Raw genomic sequence first — 14,644 nt, 5'->3', positions numbered from 1 at the left:
ATAATTTCTTTTCTTTAATGCTCACCCTACATATTTCCCAGCCGATTAATAATTATTTAGAGGTTGTCTGAAAAGTCATTAATTACACTACTAAAAAGCCAATGTATCTTTTGACAGTGTTGCTCGGTGCTTAATATTCGTTAACAAAAAGTAAGAAGAAAAAACTTTTACGAGCAATTTATGCGTAGGGCAACAACACCAAAATCGACAAATATTCAAATCAATACCGAAATTGGCGAGGATGTAGCTATTATTATCATACTTCTGTGGCTTAGTAGTTTAATCGGACTACTAGCGATCGATCTCTCCTCCGCTCCCCTATTGTGGATCGTTGCTGCGGTTTGGTTGCGGTCTTTTCTACATACGGGACTGTTTATTACCACTCATGAAGCAATACACGGAGTTATTAATACTCAGGATCGTAAAGTCAACGATTTTATTGGTTCGATAACATCTTGGCTATACGCGCTGTTACCCTATAAAATCTTAGTCAAAAATCATCAGCTACATCATCGCTTTCCTGCTAGCGAACAAGATCCCGATTTTCATAAATTGGGACAAAGTAATTTCCTACTTTGGTACGGCAACTTTATGAAAGAATATTTGAGCGGTAGGCAAGCTTGGATTTTACTTATAGGAATGACAGTAATATTTTGTACCTTCTTGAGTTTGCATATTGCCATAAGTAATATATTTCTGTTTTGGGTAATTCCAATTTTGATTAGTTCGCTACAGTTATTTACCTTCGGTATATTTTTACCCCATAGAAATCCCAATCGAAAACAGCGCGATTATGCTTCGCGTACCGCCAGAGGTGATATGCCCGAAAGGCTTGCGCTTTGCGATCGCCATAAGGCTACAAGCAGTAATTATTCCGTATTTTGGTCGTTTATCGCCTGCTACCATTTTGATTACCATTGGGAACATCACCAGTATCCCCATCTACCCTGGTACAGTTTGCCCATAGCTCGTCAACAAGCATTTTGTCATCAAACTATAAAGTCAAAACAAAATATCTCTCGCACTAAAACGTAACTTTCAAACAGACCATTCCTCGCGTCACTACTATCAATTTAAAAAGTTTACTCTCGTAAGACCATTCTTCCCCTGCTCCCCCTGCCTATCTAAAACATCAAATTTAAAAAACCTATCCTTGAAAGCCATTCCCCCCCCATAGGATGTTTTTTTTCAGTGAAAATACTTAAAATCGATTAATGGCAGTAAATAAAAATCTATATTGCTAAAAGCCGCAGAATAAAAACGATTGTTGCAATATTTATGATGACATTTTATAACTGGTGGTTTTGGAACTTGCAACCTTCTTTGGCAATGCATATTCCAGACGGGTTTTTAAATCTTCCAGTTAGTTTGATTACTTGGGCGATCGCGATCGCGCTAATTATCGTCGCTTTAAATCGAGTGCAAGCAAAATACCAAGAACGAACGGTTCCAATCATGGGAGTCTGTGCCGCTTTTATTTTTGCCGCTCAAATGATTAATTTTCCCATACCAGGAGGAACTTCTGGTCATCTATTAGGAGGAACGCTAGCAGGAATTTTACTCGGACCTTGGGCGGGTGCTTTAGTAGTTAGCGTAGTATTTATCGTACAAGCTGTTGTTTTTCAAGACGGTGGAATTACAGTTTTGGGAGCAAATATTGTCAATATGGGGCTAATTGGCACTTTTGGCGGCTACTACCTCTATCGAGCAATTCGTTCGGCGATCGGACGAAATAGCTGGCGCGGAATGGCGATCGCTACTGCTGTAAGTGCCTGGACAAGTGTATTTATCGCTTCAATTTTGGTTGCCATAGAACTGGCTTTATCGAGAACTGTTCCCATAAATGTAGGCATATCGGCAATGGCATTTTGGCATTTACTAATTGGAATTGGCGAAGCCTTGATTACTTTAGTAGTCATTAGTTTTATCTGGCGAACTCGACCCGATTTGCTCTATAGTCCTTCTAAAAAAAGCAGGTTATCTGGTTCTCGTCCGTTAACACACCGCTAACAAAGATTAAATCGAATTCAATAGAATTTTAGGTTTTATGACTAAGAAATTAAACACTCGCAATTTGGCTTTTGTCGTTTCGGGCTTGGGCATTGCTCTACTAATTGCTATTTTTGTTTCTCCTTTTGCTAGCTCAGATCCAGATGGTTTAGATCGCGTTTCTCAAGATTTAGAGTTTGGACATAAAGCTATTGAAGACGCACCCGCTCAAAAATTACCTTTTGCCAGAGTATTTAATGAATACGCGCTAAAAGGCGTACCCGAAACCATAGCTACACCAATGGCTGGTTTAGTTGGAACTCTAGCTACTTTTGGTTTGGCTTGGGGTATTGGCAAGCTGGTAGTTAAAAATTCTGCTGGCGATAATCATTCTTCCGATCGCTCTGGCGACGAACGAGTAAATTAAGGCGTTGGTAATTTTTAGAAAACGATAAACATCAAATTAATTGGGAACTCAGTAAATGCTATTGCTACACCTGGGAGTATTTCAGTTAGATGTCGATAGCAAACAAGCTACACTCTGGCATTCTCTGGCTCCCCGTACCCGATTATTGTGTGCCTTATTAATGGTATTTGCGATCGCTCTTACCCCAAATGGACACTGGTGGACTTGGGCAATTTATGGACTAGGAGTACTGGGTTTAGCTTTTTTGAGCCGCGTGACCAAAACAGTTCTACTCAAAAGAATCGTCGTTGAGTTTGCTTTTATTGCTGTGGTATTGTTAGGAACTTTGTTTCGCGAAGGTGGTGAGGTGGTATGGTCTTGGGGCGTGCTGCGAATCACCACAGAGGGTTTGACCGTTTTGGGTAGCGTTACGATTAAAGCTTTACTCTCGTTACTAATGCTAAATCTACTGACTCTTACTACTTCAGTTCCAGCACTGCTTAATGCTCTAACAGCTTTAAAAGTACCACCTCTGTTGGTTGCTACCCTGGCATCGATGTATCGCTATATCAACGTTTTGGTTAGGGAGTTTCAGGCAATGCGGAAAGCTGCTGCGTCTCGCAATTTGTCTAAAGATAATGTTTGGCAACGCTTTGTTATTGGCAACATGATGGGTAGTCTATTTATTCGTACTTACGAGCGTGGAGAAAGAGTATACCAAGCGATGCTAGCTCGTGGATATCAAGGAGTGCCTGTAGTTGAAAAAACACCCACTGGCGTCAGAAAAGATGCGATTGCACTTACTTTAACCTTAGTTTTTGCGCTTATAGGTCAGGCTGTTTATTTATCGTAACGTTCAAAAAAAATTTAACTGTATGTCTCTGTTGAATATAATCTCGTCAAGCGTCTTTTACCAAACTAAAATTTAATCGCTAGAATCTCAATGCATCACAATCCCATCGTTATTAAAAATCTCAGCTATACTTACCCCGATGGAACTAAAGCCTTAAATAACATCAATTTATCTATCGAAGCAGGAGAACGAGTAGCACTTATCGGTGCGAATGGTTCTGGTAAGTCAACTTTACAGCTACACCTCAACGGAATTATTTTGCCTCAATCTGGCAGAATCGAAGTGGGAGAATTAGAGGTAAATTCTGATAATTTACGCGATATTCGGAATTTTGTCGGTTTGGTCTTTCAAAATCCCGATAACCAGCTATTTATGCCGACAGTTTGGGATGATGTTGCTTTTGGTCCTAAAAATCGTGGTTGGCGAGATAAAGAGTTGAACGAGCGGATCGAAAGAGCAATGATGATGGTCAATATCGCTCCAGAAAGTTACGGGACGAGAAATACTGAAAATCTATCGGGAGGAGAAAAAAAACGAATTGCGATCGCTGGGGTTTTGGCAATGGAACCAGAAGTATTGGTGCTAGATGAACCTTCGGCACAGTTAGATCCTCGTTCTCGTCGCCAGCTAATCGAACTGTTGCAAAATTTTTCTCTGACTCAGTTGATAGCAACTCACGATCTAGATTTGGCTCTAGAACTTTGCTCTCGCACGATCGTTTTAAGTAAAGGGCAAATCGTTTACGATGGAGCAACCGAGAAGATTATGAATAATCCTGATTTTTTAGTAAGTCATTCACTAGAATCACCCCTATCTTACAGTCGTCCTTATTGTTTGCTAACAGACACACCCGTTGGATAGTTTCGATCTGAGGCTAGCTTGAATTTAATATTTTGGGTATATAGAATTAGGAGAATAGGGGATTAAAGAGTATCTTTATTTAAACTTCATGCTGCGATAAAGCCGTTAAAAATGATAGAGGACGGCTCATATTTTCGGCAAATCCCAAAATAGCGCGATCGCGATGTTGATAAAGTAGTTTACCTTCTGAATTAAATAAAAATGTTCCCCCGCGCTGAGTCAGATAAGCCGCATTAGGAACATAAGTATTCCAATTGCTCAGTACCTCAGTCATGTTTCGCAACCGCAAAGTAGCTAATTCAAACGGACGCTGAAAGCATCTACCGCCAGCTAATTTAAACATCGAACCTTTTAGCGGTGGCAAAGGAGTGTCGCGAATTACCGTCTCATCTTCAATTAATTGCGGTGCTTGGCGATCGCCCGTATAGCCGCGAAACACTTCTCCTAAAGTTCCAGGGCTGCCAATACCAGCACACATCAGCATTAGATTCAACCAGGCGTTCTGCTCTATAGAAAGGAAAGGAAACTTCCAAGTCAAACCCGAATATAGTTCCAGACGTTGATGAATTTCTGCTTCAGGATCGACGAATAAGTTTTCTGCTGGAAAACCCGTATAGTCACAAAATTTTAAACCCGAATCGCGATCGCCAATACCAACTGCGCGAACTTCAATTTCTCTTTCCTTTAACATTTGGGACTCTCGCTTTAGCCACCAGGCATATTCTAAACTGTCAAAATCTCCTAGCTGTGACAATATTAGTATGAGCAGGTAAGATTTATTATGTTTGGTAAAGACTGGTGCGACCTCACCATCGCTAGTTCTCAAACATTCGGTCTGACTGAGAATTGAATAGACATCTATCATGGCGATTGAGTTAGCGATAGTAAGTAACACCGCGATATTTTAACTCGATTTGTTTGGGTTTTTTCCAGTTGTTATTAATTAATTCGTAAGAATCTTTATCAAGTTTTGCTTCTAAATGCCAACAAATTTTAAACAGTTCGATATGAAAATCCAACTGCCAAAAATTTTCTAATTTTTGTATTTTGTATTGATGCCAAAAATTAGCAGGATGAAAAAAAATTTTAGCTCTATCTCTATAGAATAGTTGTCTGATATATTTACCCAGGGGAAATCTAATTGTGCTTGGTTTCAAAGCAGTCAACAAATCCTGTCCGCTGAGAAACATTGAGTTTCTTTTGTTTTTCGACGAATGGCTAATATAGCGCACTCCTCGATATCTTAATTCCATGACACTCACCTTAAGATATTTTACAGAGAGGCGCGTTCCTTCAGGATTTTTCCTTACTTCCGTCTCCAGGCTTTTTTACCTTTCCAAGAGATGAACGATATGATAAATATTTCTACTTTTATGCTACGCGATTTTTATCTAATTTGGGATCGATCTTAGGGTGGAAAAGCAAAGTTTTTCGTTCGCAACTTATAAACTCAATAACAAAACTTTAGATAATTTAACTATTAAACAAGTCGCAATATGCAGGTTAGTATAGAGTCTACTTTTAGTGATGCTTATCTCGACGCACAGCAGAAAAGTAATCAGCGTCAGTTATCGATAGCAATATCAGCGATCGCCCAAGAAGGAGAGCCACAACTTCCCTTAAATCTTTGTTTGGTAATCGACTGCAATCACTCTATGTCAGGAGAACCTCTGGATTCTGTCAAGCAGGCGGCGATCGCCATTGTCCGACAACTCAGATCGGGCGATCGCTTTAGTACAGTTGCTCTTAACGATCGAGCAAAAACTATAGTTGATAATAAGCTAGTGGCTGACACTACTGAAAGCGAACGGCAAATAAATCTATTGGTGGCAGAGGGAGACACCGCCATTGATGAAGCTATGTTACTAGGAATTCAACAAGTTGCCAAAGGCAAACAAAACTCTGTTTCTCGCATTTTTTTACTCACTAATAGAGACAATGAACCTAGTAGTAGCCAGCGTTGTCTAAAACTGGCTCTTTTGGCAGCAGAATACAAAATTACTATAGATACCATAGGCTTTGGGGAACACTGGAATTACAACCTACTCGAACAAATTGCCGACATCACCAAAGGAACTTTGTCTTATATCGAGCAATCGGAACAGACCCTAGCCAAACTCGAACGACTAGTAGTCCGCGCTCGCTCCGTTGGTTTGAGCAATGCTCGTTTGAGTGTGGAATTGATGCCTAAAGTTAGACTGGCTGAATTTAAACCAGTGTCACAGGTAGCTCCAGAAGCTATCGAACTGCCTACGAAACTAGACGGTAATTGTTTCGAGCTATATTTAGGGGATTTAAATTGCGATCGCTCGCGAGTCATCTTAATAAATTTATATATAGAGCATTTATCGCCAGGAATTTATCAAATTGCCTCAATTCGCCTACGTTATGACGATCTGGCTTCAGAACGCGAAGACATATACGCGGATTTGATTCCAATTCCCATAGAATGTCAGGCTCAATATCAGCCTGTCGTTAGTCCATCGGTTCGTAACTCAATTTCGGCTTTAGCCAGATACCGTCAAATCGAAATTGTCGAAGCCAAACTTCAACAGGTAGATGCACTCGGTGCCGCTACTATGCTACAAACTGCGGCTCAAACCTCTTTACAACTTGGAGATGAATTGGGTGCTGCTGTTTTGCAATCTAATTCTACTTGTCTACAGCAGGGAAAAGAATTATCATTAGGCGATCGCAAAAAAAACCTGATTGTTGCTAAGACTATAGGCACTAGGGAGTAGAAAAATAGGGAGATAGGGAAGTAGAGAAATAGGGAGTTTACCCTAAATCCCTAAGCCCTAAGTCCCCAAGTTTTCCCCTGCTCTTTACTCGCTCACTACTTAACTTAATTAATATGTCTCGTTCAAAAGCTCTGCAATCATACATTTTGGTTCGTTTGCTGCTCGCTCCTTTGATGTTATTGACCATTGCTACTCTAGTATTTTTATTACTGAGAGCGACACCAGGCGATCCTGCCGATGCTATTTTAGGCAGTCGTGCACCCGAAGCTGCTAAAGCCGCATTGCGATCGCAACTAGGATTAGACGCTCCGCTGTGGCAACAGTATTTAGATTATCTCAAAAGTCTCCTGGGTTTTGATTTGGGTAGTTCTCTTACCAGTCGGGGTTTATCTGTATGGGAAGTCATTAAGGAATATTTTCCCGCTACTGTCGAACTAACCTTTTGTAGTATGGTAATAGCAATTGTTTTGGGCATCGGAGTAGGAATAGTTTCTGCTACTCTGCCAGGCACTTGGCTCGATATCGGCGGTAGATTATTTGGCATTATTACTTATTCCTTACCTTTATTTTGGGTGGGAATGGTGTTGCAGTTAATTTTTGCCGTTCGCTTGGGTTGGTTTCCTCTAGGTACGCGGTTTCCTGTCAATGCTGCGGCTCCACCTTCAATGACTGGTTTGTATATTATTGATAGCGCGATCGCGGGAAATTGGGCAATGCTAGGCAACACTTTATATTATTTGGCTCTACCTAGTATTACTTTAGGAGTATTGCTTAGTGGCATTTTCGAGCGCATTGTCAGGGTAAATCTCAGACAAACACTTAAAGCTGATTATGTAGAGGCAGCAAGAGCTAGAGGTATTTCCGAACCCACGATTTTAATCGCTCACGCTTTCAAAAATGCCCTGATTCCCGTAATTACAGTCTTAGGTTTGACTTTTGCAGCTTTGCTAAGTGGTGCTGTATTAACCGAAGTGACTTTCTCTTGGCCTGGACTGGGTAATCGTTTATATGAGGCAATTTCTTTGCGAGATTATCCTACGGTACAGGGGATTATGGTATTTTTCGGCATTATTGTAGTTATTGCCAGCATTTTAATCGATATTATTAACGCTTTTATCGATCCGCGTATACGTTACTAGTAGAGGCAAGACAATGTCTTGACCCTACTGCTTCTGTGTCATTTTGTTCAGTCGTTCTTTAACTGCCAAACTCATCAGCGATCGCAACAACAAAATAAACCAGAAACCCGAAAAGCAGAATAGCGCGATCGCTGCTCCTTTAAAATAGCTGACTAATAAAATTGTCGCCGATAATAGGCTAAATCCAGACAAGCAAGTATAAATTAAACTTTTGATTCCTAACTGAATGCTTTTGAGAGAACGTTCGCTTTCTAAAGAACGAACTTTAATCTGCAATTCTCCCAAATCCAGCCTTGATTCGAGACGCAAGATCGAACGCTCGATTTTACTTGGTTGTTTTAGCTTATCGCGAATCAAATCTCTAGTTTGGATGGCAACAGCACCGAGAATATTTCCCTGCTGCTTAGAAAAAGCAATACTTTTAATATAAGGTTGTGCTGCTGCCAGTAAATTGTACTGAGGATCGAGGGCGCGAGCAATTCCATCTAAGGTAGTTAGCGACTTGACAATAAAAGTCATTTGCGGGGGTAAGCGAAAAGGCTGTTGCTCGAAAATCGCATAGATTTCGTCGGAAATGCGATCGAAAGCTCTGACATCTACGGGTTTATCGCGAAACTCTTCTAAAAGAAAATTTATCATTCTTCTTACAGGAGTCATATCGGCGACAGGTTCGATCAGTCCCATATAAATTAGAGTTTCAATGACTTTATCGGTATCTTTTTTTAATATGGCAAAAAAAGTTGTTACCATCTGTTCTTTGGCGATCGCTTTGACTTCTGCCATCGTGCCAAAATCATAGAAAATAATTTCTCCTCGCTGACTGACTGCCATATTACCTGGGTGGGGATCGGACTGAAAAAAACCGTCTTCCAATAGCTGTTTTAGATAGCAGGTAATTCCTAACTTAATAATTTCTTGAGTATCAATGCGGTGCGCCTCTAAAGTAGAGCGATCGTCTATTTTAATTCCTGGCAGATACTCTAAAGTTAAAATTTTATTTGTAGTATATTCCCAGTAAATTTTAGGTACGGCGACGCGATGATAGCTCCGAAAGTTTTCTTGAAAACGTTCGGCATTTTTGCCTTCGTGAATATAGTCAATTTCTAAATATAAAAGTTCAAAAAACTCGCGATAAATTGCTTCTAAATCGAACTTTCTTAAATCTGGCAACAAACGATTACCCAGTCTGACCAAACGGTGTAAAATTTCAAAATCTAAGTTAAACAAGGCAGCCAAACCAGGACGCTGCACCTTAACCACCACATCTTCACCTGTATACAATCTCGCTTTATGAACCTGCCCCAAACTCGCTGCGGCTAGGGGGATAGGATTAAATTCACAAAATAGAGTTTCAAGCTGCTGACCCAATTCGGTTTCGATCGCCAAAATTGCTAACTTGGAACTAAAAGGTGGTACGCGGTCTTGTAGTTTACTAAATTCTTCGACGTATTCTAAAGGAATTAAATCGGCGCGAGTAGATAGAGCCTGTCCGATTTTAATGTATGTAGGTCCTAGCTCTAACATCTTAGTGACTAACCATCGCGCACGACGATGTTTTCGCCGCGATGAATTTCTGTTAAGTAAGCGATCGCACCACAAAAAAAAAGCTAGTCTGAAGGCAATTCCAAAAACTTTTAACTGGCGAAAAAACGGCGAACGACTGGAGCGTCGGAGCGATAATCGATTTGAGTCGGTACTTTTGAGCATCTTTTCTATTATCGATATACAAATAACTCGCTTGTGTTCGCCATACTCCTGTCGATTACTTAGTATAAACTCAGACGGTTTTAAATTTTTTGGCGATCGATTATAGCAGCTTGGAACTGAGGAATCTTAACCGTAAATGTAGTTACAAACGTCTGAGATTTAGCTACTGGTTCGCTAGCTACTTCTATACTTCCGTTAAGATGATCGACCAAATATTTAACCAGAGCCAAACCCAAACCAGTACCCTGTACTGCTCTGTCGGTTACGCCTTTACCGCGACGAAATTTATCAAAAATATAGGGCAATTCTTCAGCCGAAATTCCCGTTCCATAATTAGAAACTGCAATTGCTACCGTAGGCTCTTGATGACGGACGCGCCAGGCAGAAAATTCGACAGTGGTATCGGGATCGGAATACTTACCCGCATTAGTTAGCAGTTCTTCAAGAATATACTGCAAACTATCGGCATCGGTGTACAGATTTACTGCCGAATCGGCTAGCTCGGATTTTAAAGATAGTCCCTTATCAGACTGCCATTTATCAGCAAAAGCAAGAGCTAATGGTTCGACGATAAGATTCAGGTCTAATTCTTGAGGACTTAACGCCAATTCTCCCGATTCTACCTGTTGCAAAGTTAGTAAATCTTTAATCAGGTTGTATTCGCGATTCCACTCTTGTTCGAGAATATTAAGATATTTTTCCTGCGCTGCGGGAGGAAGCTGTTGCTGACGCAGCATTTTTATCGCCATTTTCATGCTGGTAAGCGGCGTTTTTAACTCATGACTCATACTGTTGAGAAAATCATCTTTTAACTGATTTAGTTTTTGCAGTTGCTCGATTTGCCGCCGCATTTTTTCGGTCAATTTAGCCTGAAACTCTAGAGCATGAGTCAATTGTGAGGTGCGATCGTCTACAATCGACTGAACGCGACTCAAAGTTTGATGATGAAGAATAGCTGTAGCAATTTGGATACTTACCCAACCGAGTAAATCTAACTCATTATCGCTCCAGATTCGAGGAGAATTGTGTTGCAGCACCAAAAACCCTAGTGCTAACGGGCAGTTTGAATCGCCAATAGTTTTGCCCATCAACGGCATCATTAGCAGTGCCGATGAATCGAAGTTAATTTCGTTATCGAGTTGTTCTAAAGGCACATCGGGAAAATAAGCTTTTTCAGTTATGGCTAAAGACTTGGGTGCTAACTTTAAAGCTTGTTGGCATAGCTGAGAATCTTGAAGATTAAAAGAATATTGTTGCAAGTTGAGATTTGCTTCACTGGCAAACCACTGAGAGGCAACTCGAACCGTTCCGCGAACTTTTTGTTTGCTTTGTTGAATTTTAAAAGGATTTTGATACTTGAGCTTAATAATTGAAGCTCTATCTATTTGAAGTGCGTCTCCAATTTCTGATAAACAAGTTTCAAACAACTTCTCTGGAGCGGAATTTTGTCCGATTTTTTCACTAATACGACTTAATGCAGTTTGAAATCTAGCTTGGGTTTGAGCTTGCTGTTGAAGCTGTACCTGAGATATAGCAATTGCGATTGTATTGGCAAGCTGCTCTAGTAATTGTCGTTCCGAATCAGTCCATGAAGAATATCGATCTTTAAGCAAAAATATTGCCCCGTTTGTTTCATTGCGAGTCTTAGTCAAACTACCCAAACAAATTATTGTCGGTAAAATTTCTCGAACTGAACTTTCTAAAGCTTCGACACTAAAAATTTTGCAATCGCCCGAATTAGTGCAACTGGCTGATTTGCTTTCGTTTGACCGAGCTTTAGTATCGATAAATAGCGATTGGGACAATTTTTCAATTAGCTGTTTTTGGTTTTCTACTCGAAAATTTTCTCCTTGCCACCAACCAATAGTCTGACAGTCAACAGTTGCTTTACTACATCCTACTAAAGAGGTTCGCTCAAACGAGTCAAGCTTGTTTGCAAAGATACCACAAGCTTCAGCTTGAAACAGTTTGCCTATTTCGTCCGCAATTTTTGTCAGCATAGCTTGAAAACTGCATTCAGACAGGACTATTCGCGCAATTTCTCGTTCGATTGAATCAGATTTCACTTGATGTTGCATGGTTTGAGGCAAATGATTTTGCTCTATGACCGGGAAAACTACTATAGTGACGAACAGTTCGGTCGAAGACAAGTTTTCACGAAGTCAAAGGAAACTCTGTCAGTTACTCCAGTCCTCACGGCGTAATCTCTCTAAGAGTTTCGAGAGAAATTTAAGGAGACTGGTCGATCGTCTCTAATATTTTCCTTTAAACTTCAACATACCAAACGCAAGTTGAAGTAGCCCGTGTAATGTAGTCTAAAACAACCTTTTTAGTTAGATTGCTGGAATTGTTTCGCACAAAACTATCATTCCCATTTTTGTAAAATTTCTAGCAGTACGATCTATTTTGACTCTAAATTTTTCTGATTCGCTAGTTGGCTCGATTTTATCGAGCTTGAAAATTAGAAATGTTTAAATTTTTTAGTAAAATTTAAACCTGATAATTGAGCATTATCTCTATCGATTATAATTTGAGGATTTTCGGTAACTGTACCTATAATTGCTGCTTCTCCTCCCAGATATTCAACCAGATCGCTAGCTACCGATGGAGTCAGTGTTAAAACTAGCTCAAAGTCTTCTCCCCCGTAAAGTGTCCATTCCCAAGCTGTTTCTACTCCTGCTAGTTTAACCAATGCCGAAGGGATTTTGAGGTAGTTAAATTTTATTTTTGCTCCTACTTGACTATAGTGACAAATTTGCTCGATCGCATCAGCCAAACCGTCACTACTATCCATACCGCCAATGGCTATGTCTGAGGAAATTTCTTCGAGAAAAGGCAAAACGTCGAGTCTGGATACAGGGCGTTGATGAGCTTCGATTAGACTACTGCGTTCGGAGTCGCTCAGGCGATCGTCTGGTTCGGGATTGGTCAATAGTTCCAAGCCTCCACGAGAAAGACCGTGCAGCCCTGTTATTACGATCGCATCCCCAGGACGTGCATTACTGCGAAGAATAGCGCGATTGGGTACGACTCGTCCAAAAGCAGTAATAGCAAGACTAATTACCTCAGAGCAACAAACATCGCCACCGACGATAGGTGTGCGATCTCGGCTCAAACAATCGTGCATACCTCGATACAGTTCTTCTACCCAAGCTACCGCTACGGTTCCAGGTAAAGCTAGACCGACAGTAATACCTATCGGTGTTGCTCCCATTGCTGCCAAATCTGATAAATTAGCAGTTACACTCCGCCAGCCGACATCATATGCCGCAGTGGTGCGATCGCTAAAGTGGACTTTATCGACTAAAACATCAGTAGTTACTACCAAAGATTTATCGGCATCAAAGGGTAAAATTGCCCCGTCATCCCCCACGACACCTTCAGGACAGAAAAACTGAAGTTTTTTTAATAAACCATGCTCTCCAATGTCTTTTACTAACTGTGTCATTTTCTTGAGAAGTAGAAAGTTTAAAAAGGTAACAGATAGTAGGTAATAGGTTGTCTTTAGCAGAAAGAAAAGCAAAATTAATAACAAGTTGCTAAGTAGCTACGAAATATCCATTACCCATTACCCCTTACCAAAACAAGTCCATTACTTAAAAAACTTACTGCTTATCTCTAACTAGGTTCGACCAAATTTTCTTTGCCTTCTATAACTTTGGCAGAGACAATTTCATCTCCCGCACCGAGCTTGTCTAGTATTTCTTGACCCTCGACCACATAGCCAAATACTGAATATCTACCATCCATTAAATTGTAGCCAGGAGGAGTTAGTTCGCGGTCGAACTTAAAGAAAAAGAATTGAGAAGAACCGCCGTTGGGATCGTTAGCAGGACGAGCTAGAGCGATCGCGCCATAGGCATTAAAAGGAATAGCTGGCTTGTCTAAGTAGCGACCTAAATTTTCTAGAGTTTCGCCATAGACTGGTTCGGAATCTCCTTCGACCAGAACTTCTAGGGGAATTGCGCGATATTCTCCCGTATCGGGATCGATAAAACCTTCATCTTCTCCTGGAGGATCGCCTGCCTGCAAAATATAGAAGTCTTCGGCACGAGTAAATTCCATGCCGTCGTAAAAGCCGCGATCTACTAAATCGACAAAATTACCACCATTTATTGGCGCACTATAGCCGTCGATAATAATTTCTAAGGTGCCGCGACTGGTTTCCATTTCTACTGTGGCACGACCGAGAAGTTGTGGTAAATCGGCATATTTTTCTGGTACCTCAAAAGGGAAACCTACTACCATCGATCTTTCTAGTTTGCCAATAGACTTTAGCAATTCATCTTTTTTTAGATAAACAGCTTCTTTGTCCTGGTTATCTACTACTTCTTTAAGACCTTCAATCTCTGTATTTATCTGCTCTAATAAAGCTTCAGCTTGAGATTGACGTTCTTCGGGGACGGCAGCCAAAATTTTATTGCGTTTCGTTTTTAGGACAAAGCTAGCATTTTTAACATCGCGCTCGATCTTTCCCCAGCGTTTACCGCGTAGTTGATAGGCAATATCTTCTATATCTTCCTGGACTTTTCTAATCTCATCGTTATCTATAGGTAAAGAGTATCTCAAAATAGCTTGAGGGTCGGTAATCGCATCTCCTTGAGCCAAGTAAGCTAATGCTTGAGGCTGCGGCAGAGCGATCGCGCTACTACAAAACAAAATCACAGCCAATAAAATAGCTAAAATACTTTGAGGAAATTGCCGAGCGGCTCTGGAAGTAAAATTATTTTCTACAGTTTTCATAAATTAAACAACGCCATCGCGCTTTGCGAGACAAATTATATCTACAGAGTATGTTCTTAGCGATCGATCTCCCTTGTCAACATTTCTTTACTATCAGAGTAAATCTCGATCTCGACAATTTACTTATTACTTGGTTTCAATCTCTCTTTATTTATCCCTCACCCTTCATCAGGTAAAATTAATTGTCGTTCTCTCTAGAGTATTT

At 40.5% G+C, this 14,644-nt stretch carries 13 protein-coding genes and 1 riboswitch; of the genes, 7 read left to right on the top strand and 6 right to left on the bottom strand.

Annotated elements, in window-relative coordinates:
* Nucleotides 1-180: 180 nt before the first annotated feature.
* The 5 genes from KV40_RS22490 (at nucleotide 181) to KV40_RS22470 (ending at nucleotide 4,109) form a co-directional block, all read left to right on the top strand.
* The gene (locus tag KV40_RS22490) at nucleotides 181-1,035 is read left to right on the top strand and encodes a fatty acid desaturase (RefSeq protein WP_052055836.1); all 855 of its coding nucleotides are present in this window, start codon (nucleotides 181-183) and stop codon (nucleotides 1,033-1,035) included.
* 243 nt (nucleotides 1,036-1,278) lie between these two features.
* The gene (gene cbiM / locus KV40_RS22485; RefSeq protein ID WP_172657324.1) at nucleotides 1,279-2,010 is read left to right on the top strand and encodes a cobalt transporter CbiM; all 732 of its coding nucleotides are present in this window, start codon (nucleotides 1,279-1,281) and stop codon (nucleotides 2,008-2,010) included.
* 37 nt (nucleotides 2,011-2,047) lie between these two features.
* Nucleotides 2,048-2,416 (top strand): PDGLE domain-containing protein, encoded by a 369-nt coding sequence (locus tag KV40_RS22480; RefSeq protein ID WP_036486196.1) that lies wholly within the window; start codon nucleotides 2,048-2,050, stop codon nucleotides 2,414-2,416.
* Between the two features lie 55 nt (nucleotides 2,417-2,471).
* Nucleotides 2,472-3,248, top strand: coding sequence for a cobalt ECF transporter T component CbiQ (gene cbiQ / locus KV40_RS22475; RefSeq protein ID WP_036486194.1), 777 nt, complete (start codon nucleotides 2,472-2,474; stop codon nucleotides 3,246-3,248).
* A gap of 90 nt (nucleotides 3,249-3,338) precedes the next feature.
* Nucleotides 3,339-4,109 (top strand): energy-coupling factor ABC transporter ATP-binding protein, encoded by a 771-nt coding sequence (locus KV40_RS22470; RefSeq protein WP_036486192.1) that lies wholly within the window; start codon nucleotides 3,339-3,341, stop codon nucleotides 4,107-4,109.
* A 79-nt stretch (nucleotides 4,110-4,188) separates the two neighbouring features.
* On the opposite strand, the gene KV40_RS22465 is transcribed toward KV40_RS22470, so the two are convergent.
* Both KV40_RS22465 and KV40_RS22460 read right to left on the bottom strand, forming a co-directional pair.
* Nucleotides 4,189-4,974, bottom strand: a complete 786-nt coding sequence (locus tag KV40_RS22465; protein ID WP_036486190.1) for a peroxiredoxin-like family protein — start codon at nucleotides 4,972-4,974, stop codon at nucleotides 4,189-4,191.
* A gap of 10 nt (nucleotides 4,975-4,984) precedes the next feature.
* Nucleotides 4,985-5,362 carry a hypothetical protein gene (locus KV40_RS22460; protein ID WP_156114118.1) on the bottom strand — a complete coding sequence of 126 codons (378 nt, stop codon included), beginning with the start codon at nucleotides 5,360-5,362 and terminating at the stop codon, nucleotides 4,985-4,987.
* A gap of 29 nt (nucleotides 5,363-5,391) precedes the next feature.
* A riboswitch (Glutamine riboswitch) is annotated at nucleotides 5,392-5,461 on the bottom strand.
* A 144-nt stretch (nucleotides 5,462-5,605) separates the two neighbouring features.
* On the opposite strand from KV40_RS22460, the gene KV40_RS22455 reads away from it, so the two are divergent.
* The gene (locus KV40_RS22455) at nucleotides 5,606-6,850 is read left to right on the top strand and encodes a VWA domain-containing protein (RefSeq protein ID WP_036486186.1); all 1,245 of its coding nucleotides are present in this window, start codon (nucleotides 5,606-5,608) and stop codon (nucleotides 6,848-6,850) included.
* Between the two features lie 113 nt (nucleotides 6,851-6,963).
* Complete coding sequence (locus KV40_RS22450; RefSeq protein ID WP_036486184.1) at nucleotides 6,964-7,989, top strand: ABC transporter permease; 1,026 nt, start codon at nucleotides 6,964-6,966, stop codon at nucleotides 7,987-7,989.
* 24 nt (nucleotides 7,990-8,013) lie between these two features.
* Here the strand turns inward: KV40_RS22450 and KV40_RS22445 are convergent, their stop codons facing one another.
* The 4 genes from KV40_RS22445 to KV40_RS22430 form a co-directional block, all read right to left on the bottom strand.
* Nucleotides 8,014-9,696, bottom strand: a complete 1,683-nt coding sequence (locus KV40_RS22445; protein ID WP_036486182.1) for an AarF/ABC1/UbiB kinase family protein — start codon at nucleotides 9,694-9,696, stop codon at nucleotides 8,014-8,016.
* Nucleotides 9,697-9,776: 80 nt separating this feature from the next.
* Nucleotides 9,777-11,762, bottom strand: a complete 1,986-nt coding sequence (locus tag KV40_RS22440; protein ID WP_253274353.1) for a GAF domain-containing sensor histidine kinase — start codon at nucleotides 11,760-11,762, stop codon at nucleotides 9,777-9,779.
* Nucleotides 11,763-12,157: 395 nt separating this feature from the next.
* Nucleotides 12,158-13,144 carry a thiamine-phosphate kinase gene (gene thiL, locus KV40_RS22435; RefSeq protein WP_036486179.1) on the bottom strand — a complete coding sequence of 329 codons (987 nt, stop codon included), beginning with the start codon at nucleotides 13,142-13,144 and terminating at the stop codon, nucleotides 12,158-12,160.
* Nucleotides 13,145-13,314: 170 nt separating this feature from the next.
* Nucleotides 13,315-14,439, bottom strand: coding sequence for a peptidylprolyl isomerase (locus tag KV40_RS22430; RefSeq protein ID WP_036486177.1), 1,125 nt, complete (start codon nucleotides 14,437-14,439; stop codon nucleotides 13,315-13,317).
* Nucleotides 14,440-14,644: the final 205 nt, after the last annotated feature.

The sequence above is a fragment of the Myxosarcina sp. GI1 genome, from assembly GCF_000756305.1.
GTDB lineage: Bacteria > Cyanobacteriota > Cyanobacteriia > Cyanobacteriales > Xenococcaceae > Myxosarcina.
Note: the sequence above shows the minus strand (reverse complement) of the source record. Positions and strands in the feature narration are given on the sequence as shown.